A 13,728-nucleotide genomic window follows, 5' to 3' on the forward strand; every position below is an offset into this window, starting at 1 on the left:
CTATGCCGACCAAGCCCGCCTCGAACCGCCGAGAGCTTGTGTTTATCGCAAGCCTCGTTGCGCTCTTCGTACTTTTTTGCCTGCTGCCGATTGGCCTTGAATTAGCGAGAAACTACCTCGCAGAGGTCAGGGCTCAACGTCTGCTTGCCCATGCGAAAACCCTTATCCGTCACGACGGTCTGCCGCTAACTCCCAGTGAAATGGATCGCTTTGTGCCCAACCCGCCAGCCAATCAGAATGCAGCGCCTGTCTACGATCAGATCATGACGATTATGACGCAACACCCAAAGTGGCGGGCGTTGCAACCCGGTGTTTATTGGGCCGTTTTCGATTGGTTAGCCCCCTCGTTACCCAGAACTGTCTTTTTTTACCTCTCCAATCGGCCTGCCAATAATGCCCTTATACTTCAAACAGCGCAGCAATATATGCAAAACACTGCACTGCTAATTCCGTTGCTCGAAAAGGCAACCTCGCGGCCCTACTGCAAGTTCCCTAGAAACTGGAGACATAGCTACTCCCTCACTTTTCCAGAGTATTACATGATGCGTGACTTAAATACTCTTCTGGTACTTCGCGCCTATCTGTTCAATCGCCAAGACAAACCCCTTGAGGCACTCCACCAGATTGAGCTCGGAGCGAAGATGTCGCAACATTTAGGCTCGGATCCCGTTGATATCGCGTTCCAGATGCAATCTAGCCTGGATACCCTGCTTCACTGCGCTTGGTTACGCATTGTGGAGTCGCACCCAAACGATCCTAAAGTGCTAGCTTATGCCGCGAAAGTTAGCCGGATGTTGGAGCCTCCACCTAATCTTAATTACTATCTTGCGGGGTCGACACTTACTACAGAATCGATAGACGAACTGATTAAAAAGGAAGGCCCTGCCAGAGTCTTACGCGCCTTAGATCCTATTGGCAACACTTCGTCACATCCATCGGGCGATTCTTTCGACTCGTTCGTCACCGAGGTATGGAACCGGCTTGGAGAGAGATCGCCTTCAAGCACGTTTACACGTTCTCAAGCGGAGCGCATGATAGGGCTAGAACTGCTTTACCTGCATCGTCTATATCAGATAAACCGTGTTTACGCCAAAGATCCGTATCGAAACTACTTGGCGATCCATCAGCTAGAAGCTACCACTGCACAGGCCGCGAAGAAGGCTCCCCGAGACTATTTTCTCATTTCGTTCGATGCCTCTCCCTTTTCTTTCGATTCCTCTCCCAACACATCGTTCTCATCCAACCTGCTTCAGCTCCAAACCTACCGTACTCAACGCCAACTGCTGCTCTATCTCCTGAAATATCGCCTTCAAAATCACCAATTTCCAAACAATTTACAGGGCTTACCTTTGAACGAAGTGATAGACCCTTTCACCGACCGTCCCATGCGCTATCAAAAGACTCATCAAGGAGGGTTTATTCTAGCCAGTCCTGGCGCGCGCGCCTTAAACCCCAGCTCCGCCGAGTCCGAGATCGTTGTGCGATTTCCGTTCCAATCTTAGGTGTATAGCTGTTCCAAACACTGCCAGTAGTTAGGAAACGTCTTTGCCACGCAAGCGGGATCACGGATGACAATACCAGGCACCCGCAGCCCTATGAGAGCGAAACTCATCGCCACTCGATGGTCGCGATAGGTTTCGATCTCCCCTGGAAGGATTTTCTCGGCCGGCCAAATCGTGTAGCCATCAAAATGCTCGTCTACGCGCACTCCAAGCTTCGAGAGTTCTGTGCAGACGGCATGAATGCGATCGCACTCTTGGTAGCGTGAGTGGGCGATATTTGAGACAGTGGTTGGGCTGTTGGCAAAAGGGGCTATGGCAGCTAGCGTTAATGCGGTATCTGAAATAGCGCTCATATCGCGTACAACACCGCGCAACAGCCCTGGCGGCGGGCCCTGAACACAAAGCCCTTCAGCCCGCTCTTCAACAGCGCACCCCATGGCAGCGAGCACCTCTGTGGCAAAGCGCACGTCACCTTGAAGGGCATCGCTTTTCAAGCCCGCCACACATACCTGCCCCCCCGTAAGTGCGGCCGCCGCAAAAAAGTAGGATGCACCGGAGGCATCGGGTTCCACATAGTAGGCTTGCTGGGGTTTGTACCTTTGCCCATGACGAACATAAAAACGCTGCTTATCTGGCTCCGCATCTATGGTAACCCCCCACTGTGCCGCCATTCGGCAGGTTAGCTCCACATAGAAGGGACGCAAGGCACCGGTTACGTCAACTGTGATATCTTTCAAGGCATAAGGAGCGACCATCAATAAAGCGGTGAGAAACTGGCTGGACGCCTCCGCGTTCATTTTCACCCGTCCACCGGCGAGCACCCCATTCGCTTCCACGATCAGGGGAGGGCTATCGTTTCCCCGTTCCGAATAGGCATTGATGCCCATCTGCTGCAACGCGGCCAACAGATCACCCTGAGGGCGCTGCCGCATGCGCTCCACGCCATCTAAACGATAGCGTCCCACTCCAAGCGCGCAAAGTGCGGTGAGGAACCGCATGGAGGTGCCCGAATTGGCCACAAAAAGCTCTTTCGGCCCCGGAGCGATTTGACCACCCGTCCCCTCTACAACGAATCGGTTCCCCTCAGCATGTACCCCCACACCAAGGCGGCGAAGAGATTCGACCATTACCTCGGTATCCTCGCTTTCGAGGGCATTTAAAAGCACAGAGCGGCCCTCTGCCAGAGCGGCCATGATCAGTGCCCTATTCGTGATGCTTTTGGAGCCTGGCACGGTTATTGTCGTATCAGGAGAACGAACAAGTGGCTCTATGGTCAGTTTTTCCGGGTATACGGGCGTTTCAGTCATAGGTCCTCAGGTTAGGTGCGGATTTCTCGTTGGATTTTGGCACGGTTACGATCTCATACGGTATGGGAGGCACTTTTCGGCCGTTCCTGCCATCTACAGGATTGTCGTAAAAGAGCGGCCCCAAGCCTATTTGAGCCACATAGAGGACGGCAAACATATCGGCATGGCTTATCGGGGCATCGGGTTGAAAAGCAAGTTTGTTATCCGGCCTTATGGCATTGTATCCGTCCCACATCATCGAATTGATGTCGTGTTGATAAAGCGTGGCCACGTCTCGCTTTTCCTGTTCAGTTGTGAGGTCTACATAGCGCCCGGCAAGGTAGGCGGGCGCCTCGCTCCAGCCCATAACTTTTACCAGCCAATGCGCCATCTCGGCACGCGTTACGGGAAGATCGCTTTGGGGTTTTTCTTGCAGCTCCTTCAAAGCCTGCAGGTTCACCGGTTGCCCCATATAAGGGGCAAAAGCCTTTTTAACGATCTGAACCGGATGTCCTTGGGAATCGGTAGTCTCTCCGATCACCTTGGGAGGCGGTGCGGCTCGTTCTGCTAAACGGGTAAGCCAACGAGTTAGCTCGCTCCAAGTGGTAGGAGCATCGGGATGAAAATAGGTCATGCTATTGGCAAAACCGCGAGCCGCCAGATACTGAATCTGCATATAGTTCTTACAGGAAGGCGGCACGTCGGGGAAGTAGTAAAGAACGGCATGCGGGTCGGAGTAGGGAGCGGTAAGGTCTGGTAGCATCTCTAACTGAATTTGGCGTGCGGGCACCTCGCGCGATTTAAGGTGGAACTCCAAACTGAGCGCCGCTCCGATGCCAGCTGCCTCTCCAAACGCCATGCGCACCAGCTCCAACCGATAGGTTCCATAGCTTACATGGGTTGAGGAGACGGCAATAACCACCCAGACGTTATCGAGTCGTTTTGGCACAATGATACCTAAAGGCAGTTCATGCCAGGGCGTATAGCGATAGAGCCAAAACTCTCCCTCGCCTAAATCGGGACGATTCCAATTGCGCTTTGGCTCAACCGCATGGGAATCCATAGGATAATCCCCAATGCCTATCGATTCCGGACGTATGATATGGCGCGCATAGGTGATATCGGCCTCTGTAGGCAGCTGTTGCCCCATAATGCGTCGCCCTTCACGAACGTAGAGCAGAGGAGGGAAGCCCCCGCTATCGCGAAACTCATCATCTGGCAGCCCGAGCTGTTTCTGCCCTTGCACTGTTTGGATGTAGTAGAGATAGCCCAATACATGATTGCGATAAAGTTCGGCGATGTGCGCTCTCTGCTTCCAGTCGTCTAGCGGATAGCGGTAGTTGATCCCCTGCCAGTCGTTGCCCTGAGGGTGCTGGTTCAACTCAAACTTATGCCCCGGCATTCTACCGGAGGTAAAAGCCCACGACTGCTTCCAGGGCGGCGTATGGATATAATCCTGTTCGTTATAGCCTGGGGGTTTGGGAATAGTGTGGTCGGTGCCTGGCCCGTAATCCTTTACCACAAGGAGATAGGCATACGACTGAATGCGCTTATCCCCTTTTCCTGTACTGCCCGGCAACAGGGTATCGGTGGCGCGATCGTAGTAAATAACTCCCGCATGCGGCTCTTGAGGGGTACGCGGTTCACGCCCAAGCCGAAAGGGCGCTCCAGCCGCGGCAGCGAGATCTCCACAATCGGTGGCATCAATAAACACCTTTGCCCGCAAAATCGCCGTACGGCCAGTTGGCTCACCATCTAACGTGAGCTCTCGGATTTGAACCGCTGTTACTTTGCGATGTCCCTCCGCGTCCGAGGGCTCCGAATAGACTTTGCCCAGAGTAGCTAAGCGATAGAGGGTAATGTTCGGCGTGGAAAAGAGCAGAGACTTCATTGCCTGCAAGGCCACATGAGGCTCATAAGAAAGTCCGTTGGTTTCAATGCCCTCTGCCGCGTATATCTTTTTGACCTCCTCTTGAAACCGAACAAAGAAGTTACAGGCATGGTATGGACGGCGCAAATCGGTAGCGCAAAGGCCGTTTACCGGCATTCCACCGGGACGTGTGGTTGGTTCCACAAGAGCAACTTTCCACCCTCGTTTAGCAGCCTCGATAGCAGCGGCCACACCACCAGAAGAGGCCTGCACCACCACGACATCAAAATCCAATGTTTTGCCTGCAGGAAACACGGGGAAGGTCCGCTCCAGATAGGCTGGTGCCGCGACAGGTTTCTCGACACCGTGTTCGGCCTCTACAACATAGGTGTAGTTTGTGTTTGGCTGGAGGTTCGTGTCGTGATACTCTGTGGCAGTTGATGGCAGTTGCGCAATCAACTGTCCGTTACGCAACAGTTTATAGCCTGTTGCACCCTTAGCAGGAAGCCAATAACAGTTGATTTGAGTAGGAGAGGCTGCAAGTGCCTCGAAAGAGCCAGGCATACCCGCATTCTGCGCAGAAGCCGGTATGCTGATTCCTCCTATGCCCCACGCGAGTAGGAACGACAAATAGAAGGCTCGTCTGTTCTTCTTCCAATCCATTTAGCAAATCATACCCGATAGACGCCATTCATGAACAGGGAGCGGGCATATGCCCGCTCCCTACTGCGAGAGATTCGAGCTGTTCGCGTTAATGGCTTTAACCTTCATTCCCTCCACGAGAGTATCTGACGGATTGAGGAGAATACGGTCGTTCGGTGCAAGGCCGCTTGAGATCTCCACCTCCTTACCATAGTCACGCCCGATCTGGACAGGCTGGAAATGAACACGCGAGTCTGGAGTAAGTACGGCCACCCGCATTCCTTTAGAATCGTAAATGAGCGCCGTGGCAGGCACCTGCAAGCGATAGACTTGCTTGGCAGGTTTAATGGTTACTTCCGCATACATACCAGGCACGAGAAGCCCTTGCGGGTTAGGAATATGTATCTCTACAAGGAAGGTACGTGTGTCGGTATCTAGCGCATGGGAGCTAGATACCACCTTTCCCACAAACACGTGCCCGGGAAGTTCACGAACCTGAATCGTAGCAAGACTGCCAGGACGCACGGCATCAATGTAGGCTTGAGGTACATTTACCTGTACGCGCACCACATCAGTGCGCGCAATGCCGAACATGCCGGTTGTAGGCATTGGGCTGGAGTTGGCACTTAAGGTGGCTGTAGTTGTGCCAGGAGTAATGAGCGATCCCACATCCACATTTCGACTGGTGATCACGCCGTCAAAAGGCGCTACCACCTTCTCGAAACCTCGAAGGACTCGATACCGATTCGTGTTGGCTTGGCTGGCGGTTAGAGCATCCTTGTTGGCCTGCACGGCCGATTCGCCGGCAAGCAGATCGGCTCTAGCTCCCTGCACGGCCACCTCCAACGACTGCAAGGTGGCTTTGGCGGCTTGGACGCTCTGCTGAGCAGCCTCCACATCCGCCTGGGCGGCCTCAACGGCGGCTTTACTCGAATCCACCGCATGCTGGGCTGCTTCCACCCCTTTTTGAGCCACCTGGATATCTGCTTTTGCAGAGGTTACCGCGGCTTCATTGGTTTTCAGGGTAGCCGCGGTCTGATCGGCCTCCTGCTGCGACACGAAGCCCTTCTGCAGAAGCTGTTGGTAGCGATTGTTGGTCGCCCGCGCCAGTGCAAGCTGCGCTTCTGCCGATTCGAGGGCAGCCTGCTTCTCTTTTAGGGTCTCTTGCGCCTGGCTCAATGCGGCCTCCGACTGAGCCTCCCCCGCTTTCGCCTGCATGAGCTTTGCCTTTGTGCTAGCAAGCGAGGCCTCTGCCTCCTTCACCACGGCCTGTTGTTGTACCACTGCCGTTTGGGCTTGCTGGAGGTTTGCTTTAAGGCGTGCGAGGTCGGCTAAGGATTGTCCCACCGTTGCCATGGCCTGCGACTGCTGGGCCTCTGCTTGCGTCACCTGCAGGTCGGTATCCGGCGCCTCGATTTCTGCCAACACCTGTCCCGCCTTTACGTGAGAGCCGATATCCACATAGAGCTTACTGAGGTAGCCCTGTGTACGCGCGTTGATCACGGTTTCAAGAATAGGCTCGATATTGGCTGGCAGTTGTAACCCTCCCTCTGGCACGAGATGGGGAGTGGCTACCATAACTAGAGGTACGGTTTCCCGGGTCTGCTGCGCCTCTTGGGCCAAAACGGCTCGCTGATGCAGGCGCGGTAAAGCACCCACCACCAGCAACACCCCAATAATGAGCACAACAATTATGGGCGCGATGATAGGAAAACGCCCTCCATCATCATGCGCCGATTTAGGCGATGCGTTTTCAGACGACGGTTTCATGATGGTTATCCTCTATATCCTAAAGTACATTTCTTTCTTACTTACGATCTCAACACGAACACTAGGCGCTTGTTTCTGGATCGGTAGGCGCTGCAAAGACATCCTCCAGCTTTTCACGATGACGCTCTAGGCGAAGGTGTATTACCGAATAGATAGTAGGAACGAAGAAGAGTGTGGTAACCGTTGCCAAGAGCAGCCCACCAATGGCGGCTCTTCCTAGCGGCGCGTTCATCTCTCCGCCTTCGCCCATACCAAGTGCCATCGGCAGCATACCGATGATCATGGCAAGTGCCGTCATGATAACGGGGCGGAAACGGGTTGTGCCTGCCGCAAGGGCGGCCTGCACAGGATCTTTGCCCTCCTGACGCTGCTCGTTGGCAAATGTAACCAACAGAATGCTGTTTGCCGTCGCCACCCCAATGCCCATGATCGTTCCCATCAGAGAAGGAACATTGAAGGTTGTCTGGGTAACATAGAGCATCCACACCACACCGGCTAGCGCGCCGGGTGCGGCCATCATCACAATAAACGGATCGAGCCACGACTCGAAGTTCACCGTGAGCAGCAGATAGATCAGCACGATGGCGAAAATAAGCCCAAAACCCAACTGGTGGAAGGAGCTGACCATAGTTTGCGCTTGCCCCACAATGTGAACCTGACTACCTCGCGGTATCTGCTTTTTAAGCCCATCCAGAATATGTTGAATATCTGCCACCGTGCTGCCTAAGTCTCTGCCCTGGACGCTTACTAACACATCGTAGACAGGCTGAATATTGTAGTGACTGATGACTTCCGGTGTGGTATCCCGCGTTACGGTGGCAAGGTTGGCTAACAGTTGGGGCTGACCCTCTGTTGTGCCGTTGGTTATCGGCACCGAGAGCAGATCGGGAATGGAGCTGACTCGATATTGTGGGGTCTGCACCACAACGGTATACTGCACGCCGTTGTGAGGATCGAGGTAGAAGCTCGGTGAAACGAGACTGCTCGACGAGAGCATATCGAGTACACTACCAGCAACACGCTGTTGCGTAAGCCCTACCATCATCGCCCGCGTTCTATCTACATGCACTCGAAGCTCGGGCGCGTCGGTTACTTGGTAAAGGTAGGGGTCAACAACTCCCTCGACTTTCGATACCCTTCGTAAAATCTCTTTGGCCAGCGCCAAGTTTTTGGCTTGATTGAAGTACGGGCCGGTAACCTGAATGTCTATCGGTGCAGAGGTGCCGAAGTCGAGTACTTGTGTTACGAGGTCGGCTGGTTGAAAGTAGAAGGTACATTGCGGAAACCGTTGGGCAAGCACCTTGCGCAGTTCCTGTTGATACATGGCCACCGGATGATGCTTTTCGGTAAGGCTAATATAGATTTCGCCATCGTCCGTGCTGATGGTGCTCACCGAGCTATAGGCAAAGTTGAGACCCCCTGAAATACCGATGTTGTCTATCAGCAGACTGAGCTCTTGCTTTGGAATAACCTGCCGTACCACCTGCTCCACCTGCGTGAACAGCTTGGCGGTCTCTTCGAGTCGGGTGCCTGCTGGCGCCCGAACATGCAGGCGGATTTGGCCGGCATCTACCTGTGGGAAGAAATCCTGCCCGATGATTGGAATCAGCAGAGTGGAGGCAACGAAGAAGAGGGGCATTCCTATGGCGATAACTGGCCGATGGTGAAGCACCCAATCCAGTGCGTTGTGATAGTGCTCGCGTAGGGAATCGAAATAGCCCTCAAAAAGCTCGTGCAGGCGCCATAGGAACCGCTCTATAACGTTGCGTCGCGCCATGATATCTTCGCCGTGATTGGTCACCATTCCCTCTCGCTCTGCCAGCATATCATGCTGATAGATGTCCAACTCTTTGCCCAACAGCGAGCGCATCATAGTGGTGACGAGCGTACGCGAGAGCAGGTAAGAGGGCAACATCGCTAATACGACCGCCAGTCCGAGAGGAGCAAAAAGAGATTGCGCCACTCCAGAGAGCATGCTGATGGGTACAAACACAATGCAGATGGAGAGGGTAGACGCAAATGCCGGCAGTGCCACCTGCTGTGCGCTCGTGAGGATAGCTTCGCGCAGGCCATAGCCGAGGCGGAGCAGGCGGGTAGAGTTCTCGATCTCTACGGTGGCATCGTCCACAAGCATACCTACCGCCAGCGCTAGCCCTCCAAGCGTGAGCGTGTTCAGCGTATAGCCCAGCGCATGAAGCAAGGCGATAGAACTAAGAATGGAGAGTGGGATGGAACTGGCTACAATTAGCATACTGCGCCAACTGCCTAAGAAGAGGAGAATCATGAGGGCTGTAAGGGCAGCAGCTATAGTAGCTTCCCTTACAACTCCGTAGATGGCAGCTCGCACGAAGAGCGATTGATCCATCAACAGATGCACTTCCATTCCTGGGGGAAGGGCTGCACGAATTTGAGGCAGCTTCGCGCGTATCTGGTTCAGCACGTCGAGTGTGGAGGCGTTACCGCTTTTAAACACCGTAAGCAGAACCGCAGGTTCGCCGTTCACCCGAACGATATTTGTCTGTACACTATGCCCGTCGTGCACGTAGGCAACATCACCGACAGTAACAACAGTCCCATTTACCATTTTTATAGGAATCTTGTTGAAATCCTCTACACTGGAAGGGCTGTTGTTAATGCGCACAAGGTAATCACGCACCCCCATCTTCGCATCGCCGGCAGGTAGAATGAGGTTTTGATTGGCCAGAGCGTTGGCCACATCCGGCCCCGAAACTCCTCGTGCCAGCATCTTTTTGGGGTCGAGATCGACCATAATCTGACGTCCCGCGCCACCGTAGGGCAGCGAAATAGATGCCCCGCGAATCGTGATCAGTTGAGGACGCAGGAAGTTCTGGGCGTAGTCGAAGAGTTGAAAGGTACTATAGGTGTTACTACTAAGGCTTACTTGAACGATAGGCACATCGGTTGCATCGTACTGCAGAATAAGCGGGGCTGTCATCCCTGGGGGCATAATACGCAAGATGGTTTCCGCCGTGGCCGAGATCTGCGCTATGGAGCGCCCTATGTCGGCCCCGGGTTGGAAGTAGACCTTAATAACGCTCACTCCCGAATACGATTGTGATTCGATGTGGTCAATATTGGCCACAGTCGTGGTGAACGCTCTCTCGCTAAGATTCACCACGCGCTGTTCCATCTCTTGTGGAGCTAACCCACCATAGCTCCAAATGACACTAACCACGGGGATATTGATCGGTGGGAAGATATCCTTCGGTGCCTGAATGGCACTAAGTACCCCAAGAATGCCGATTAGAATCACCAATACGCCGACCGCTTTTGGACGACTGAGGGCTAGGCGAACAAGCCACATCGTCTTCTCCTCCCAAAAATGACGCTAGACCTATGAAAACGGATTGTGCTTTGCTACCCATCTCTAGGCGATGATAGATGGTTAGAAAGCATCTTCACACCGCCTAGCGTAACGGCGCAGCAGGGTAGCAGCAACAGCTTCGACGTTTAACGTCGTGCTCATGAGAAACAATTAGATTTTCGAGGTGACCGATAACAAAGGAGGCGATCGTCCTGGAGGAGAAAGAGAGGTACGGGAGATAGGAAATATCTGATCGGATAGAAACTGTTGGACCCTTCTCTTCTCAGTGATGAAAGGAAAACGATAGACGGTGAGAAGGGCGGCAAAGGAGTAACTATCTGTACGATTGCGTGGATTACAGCAGTGTTTTTGACAATAAGCGCAGCCAAACGCACGTTTCGCATGAAGGGATGGGCAGGAACTCGCAGTGTGGGACGTGGTCAGTGCAGCAGTAGCGGTTTGCGCAGATGACGTTTGTGCTGCTGCGGCTTCCAGGCAGAGAACATGGAGCCAGACTTTAGGTACTAGCAACACAATGAAAGCTAGTACCAGAGTCCAGAACCGCAAAAACCGTGCCCTTCTCCTCCTCATACTTGAAGTTACTTTAGACATTGAAAGGAAGTTCCCTTTCTTTGCTGCGTAGCCCATTGGGTTTAAGTCAGCCATTTATACATTAGCCGGTGCGGAATGGTGACCTCCTCAAAAGGTTCGCCCTCCACAGTGTACCCCAGCCGAAGATAAAAAGATACGGCTGTTTCGCGTGCATGAAGCACCAACTTCCGATAGCCTAGTTGCAGTGCAAACGTCTCGGCATAGCGTACCAAAGCCGTGCCTACTCCCTGTCCCTGCCACTCTGGTCTGACCGCCACTTGGCGCATTTTTAGGATGTCATTGGCGAGCGGTTCAAGCACTAAACAACCGATTAGATCCTCTCCTACCCACGCCCCAATGTGGTAATCTTCTCCCTCGACAGCTAGCTGCTCCGGAGTGAAGTCTAGCCCAAGAGGCGCACGCAGAATGGCCCTACGAAGTGCCACCATCTGCCAATAATCAGGGCTATTGTAGGGGACGTGCTTGATCTGTAGCTCCATCACGACCTAGCAGCACGTATAGCCTCTACCACATCTCGCATCCCTTCCCACTGCAACCACGCATCCGTCATGCTTTCAAAGCGTTGCTCCTCATGATTCACATGGCGGAGGCGGAAGAAGATCGCATAGCGCACGTTGGGCGAGATGTTTGGAGCCACCCCATGAGCTAGCAGATAATGGGCAAGAATCATGTCGCCTGCTTTTCCCTTTACCTGTACCGGTTCCGGTAAGGTGACTTTCGGCATGCCCTCCAGCAACGATAAGGGGCCTTTTTCGCGAAACCAGGCTTCGTGAAGATGATGCGACCCGGGCCATACCGTGAAGTTACCAGCATACTCTTCGGTAACGTCGCTGAGCAGAATGCCCACAAGCGCGGTAAAGTTGTGAATTTCGCCTTCCGGCACGCCATTTGTAGGAGAGTGCATGCCATCGAGATGCGGTCTTGGCACAGGAGGTGGGTCTTGCGTTCCTGGAAACCTTAACGCGATCTGCCCCCCCTTTATGGGGCATATTTTGCCCTCTCCAATGGCCGATTCGGCAAGAGCCAACGCTGGTGTACGGTTGAACAGGTCGGTGATCACTGCTGACCCCTGTAGCTCTGGACAGAAGGACTGCGCGCGGAACTTGACCATCAGATCGGGCGGCATGCCCTCACCGATGCTATGGTTAATCGCACGCATAGCCTCTCGTACCATTATTGGAGGCACCACGCCAGGTATCACCAGGTAGCCCTGTTCGTAAAACTGCTTCTTCTGAAAATAGCTCAACTGCATTCTTATCCCTCCTCTCTACAGACCCCGGCCAGCAAGATGCGTCGCGTCCAGGATGTCGTAGGGTTTTGTACATTTCTAAAGATCTAGTTCATCACAAGCGCGTTTCCTTCCTGCCTGTTGGTTTCTCTGTTTTCTATATTCTATTGCTCCAAGCGAGACATGTAGGGCCTACACGGACAGATATGTCCGCTTATCCAAATAGGCATGCCCAACTCTCTCTGCGGAAAGAACTGCACGAACGATAGAGCAGTAGAATGCACTTGCCTCAAACTTAACTGCGTCCTGCGCGTTTCTGTGCGGGAAGAGCGGAGAAACGCCCTATTTTAGGGTATGCTAAGATTGATGAAGTGTTGTCGCTCCCTTTTAGTTGCCTTTTTCTGTATATGCCTTCAGGGCGCCTATGCGAAGGGGCTAAAAACCCCTCCCCCGCTTGTAGGCTGCTACTATTTTGACGGCTGGGCGGATCGCTCCGCCAATAACTTTCATCTCGACAGCATGCCTCAAAACTATCCGCAAAGGGAGCCACTGAGCGGCTGGTACGACGACACTCTGCCTCTCGTTCATCAACAAGTGGCCTGGGCACGTCAAGCTGGTATTGACTTCTTCATTTTCGACTGGTACTACCTCGCACATGATACAAACGCACATGAGCGCAAATCGCTGAATTCGGCCGTGAAACTCTTTCGTAGCGATCCCAATAAGCTTGGTATGCGATATGCTCTGCTCTACGTCAACAACGGAATCTTCAGTATTCCTCCTTCAGAGTGGGATGCACAGTGTGCGCGTTGGATTAAAGAGGATTTTTCTGATGCCAACTACGTGAAAATCGAAGGCAAACCCTTACTCGTGGTCTTCAGTGTGAGCGATATGGAAAAGACCTGGGGTGGTGCAGAGGGGGTTGCGAAGGCATGGCAACGCTTGCGTGAACTGGCGCGCCAGGCTAACCTGCCGGGGGTATATCTGGTCGCATGCGCCACGCCGGGGCCGCAGCATGGCTGGAACGACCTTAATCGGTTGGTGCAGGAGGGCTACGATGCCTTCTCTGGCTACAACTATCTGGGTGTGCCGGGCACTCACGAGGGCGAAAACCCCTACGCCCTGCTAATAGATGGCAGTTTACAGATTTGGGACGATTTCGCTAACGACGGTAGAAAGCCCTATATTCCCGTGATTACCGATGGATGGGACCCACGGCCCTGGCATGAAACCAACTTTTGGTATACACGTACCCCTCAGGAGTTCGAGCTGTTTGTGCGTATGGCACGCGAGTGGTGGCTAGCGCACCCCAACATGCATGTCCTGCCCGATCGACCCCTACTGTTTGTGGAAGCGTGGAATGAGTTAGGTGAAGGCAGCTACATTGTACCCACCAAAGGCGATCGCTTTGCCTACCTCGATGCTCTCAAACGCGCTTTGAAATAGTCTCCTTACCACCTCACTCCTTAACAGCCGTGTCATGCCACAAGGTT

General features: G+C 53.5%; 8 protein-coding genes. 2 read left to right on the forward strand and 6 right to left on the reverse strand.

The features are described from left to right. The first annotated feature begins 2 nt into the window (after positions 1 to 2). A complete protein-coding gene (locus CCALI_RS06680; protein WP_016482712.1) occupies positions 3 to 1,502 on the forward strand; it encodes a hypothetical protein in 1,500 nt (499 codons plus the stop codon). On the opposite strand, the gene aroA is transcribed toward CCALI_RS06680, so the two are convergent. The 6 genes from aroA to CCALI_RS06710 form a co-directional block, all read right to left on the reverse strand. Then, positions 1,499 to 2,809 (reverse strand): 3-phosphoshikimate 1-carboxyvinyltransferase, encoded by a 1,311-nt coding sequence (gene aroA / locus CCALI_RS06685; RefSeq protein WP_016482713.1) that lies wholly within the window; start codon positions 2,807 to 2,809, stop codon positions 1,499 to 1,501. The two genes, CCALI_RS06680 and aroA, sit on opposite strands and share 4 nt — an antisense overlap. Continuing rightward, entirely contained in the window at positions 2,802 to 5,222 is a 2,421-nt protein-coding gene (locus CCALI_RS06690) for an FAD-dependent oxidoreductase (protein ID WP_044948957.1), read from the reverse strand. The genes aroA and CCALI_RS06690 overlap by 8 nt, the downstream gene beginning before the upstream one ends. Positions 5,223 to 5,381: 159 nt before the next feature. After that, positions 5,382 to 7,070: an efflux RND transporter periplasmic adaptor subunit gene (locus tag CCALI_RS15065; RefSeq protein WP_016482715.1), complete on the reverse strand. Its 1,689-nt coding sequence runs from the start codon at positions 7,068 to 7,070 to the stop codon at positions 5,382 to 5,384. Positions 7,071 to 7,131: 61 nt separating this feature from the next. Beyond that, positions 7,132 to 10,395 (reverse strand): efflux RND transporter permease subunit, encoded by a 3,264-nt coding sequence (locus CCALI_RS06700; RefSeq protein WP_016482716.1) that lies wholly within the window; start codon positions 10,393 to 10,395, stop codon positions 7,132 to 7,134. A 653-nt stretch (positions 10,396 to 11,048) separates the two neighbouring features. After that, positions 11,049 to 11,486: a GNAT family N-acetyltransferase gene (locus CCALI_RS06705; RefSeq protein WP_016482718.1), complete on the reverse strand. Its 438-nt coding sequence runs from the start codon at positions 11,484 to 11,486 to the stop codon at positions 11,049 to 11,051. Next, positions 11,486 to 12,259 carry a phytanoyl-CoA dioxygenase family protein gene (locus CCALI_RS06710; RefSeq protein ID WP_016482719.1) on the reverse strand — a complete coding sequence of 258 codons (774 nt, stop codon included), beginning with the start codon at positions 12,257 to 12,259 and terminating at the stop codon, positions 11,486 to 11,488. The genes CCALI_RS06705 and CCALI_RS06710 overlap by 1 nt, the downstream gene beginning before the upstream one ends. A gap of 342 nt (positions 12,260 to 12,601) precedes the next feature. Between CCALI_RS06710 and CCALI_RS06715 the strand changes: the two genes are divergently transcribed. Next, positions 12,602 to 13,681, forward strand: a complete 1,080-nt coding sequence (locus tag CCALI_RS06715; RefSeq protein ID WP_016482720.1) for a glycoside hydrolase family 99-like domain-containing protein — start codon at positions 12,602 to 12,604, stop codon at positions 13,679 to 13,681. Positions 13,682 to 13,728 lie beyond the last annotated feature (47 nt).

This window comes from Chthonomonas calidirosea T49 (genome assembly GCF_000427095.1).
In the GTDB taxonomy this organism is placed as follows: Bacteria; Armatimonadota; Chthonomonadetes; order Chthonomonadales; family Chthonomonadaceae; genus Chthonomonas; species Chthonomonas calidirosea.

What these genes read in the sequence shown, in the direction of transcription:
- CCALI_RS06680 (WP_016482712.1), top strand. Translation starts at nt 3, where the DNA reads ATGCCGACCAAGCCCGCCTCGAACCGCCGAGAGCTTGTGTTTATCGCA.
- aroA (WP_016482713.1), bottom strand. Translation starts at nt 2,809, where the DNA reads ATGACTGAAACGCCCGTATACCCGGAAAAACTGACCATAGAGCCACTT.
- CCALI_RS06690 (WP_044948957.1), bottom strand. Translation starts at nt 5,222, where the DNA reads ATGCCTGGCTCTTTCGAGGCACTTGCAGCCTCTCCTACTCAAATCAAC.
- CCALI_RS15065 (WP_016482715.1), bottom strand. Translation starts at nt 7,070, where the DNA reads ATGAAACCGTCGTCTGAAAACGCATCGCCTAAATCGGCGCATGATGAT.
- CCALI_RS06700 (WP_016482716.1), bottom strand. Translation starts at nt 10,395, where the DNA reads ATGTGGCTTGTTCGCCTAGCCCTCAGTCGTCCAAAAGCGGTCGGCGTA.
- CCALI_RS06705 (WP_016482718.1), bottom strand. Translation starts at nt 11,486, where the DNA reads ATGGAGCTACAGATCAAGCACGTCCCCTACAATAGCCCTGATTATTGG.
- CCALI_RS06710 (WP_016482719.1), bottom strand. Translation starts at nt 12,259, where the DNA reads ATGCAGTTGAGCTATTTTCAGAAGAAGCAGTTTTACGAACAGGGCTAC.
- CCALI_RS06715 (WP_016482720.1), top strand. Translation starts at nt 12,602, where the DNA reads ATGAAGTGTTGTCGCTCCCTTTTAGTTGCCTTTTTCTGTATATGCCTT.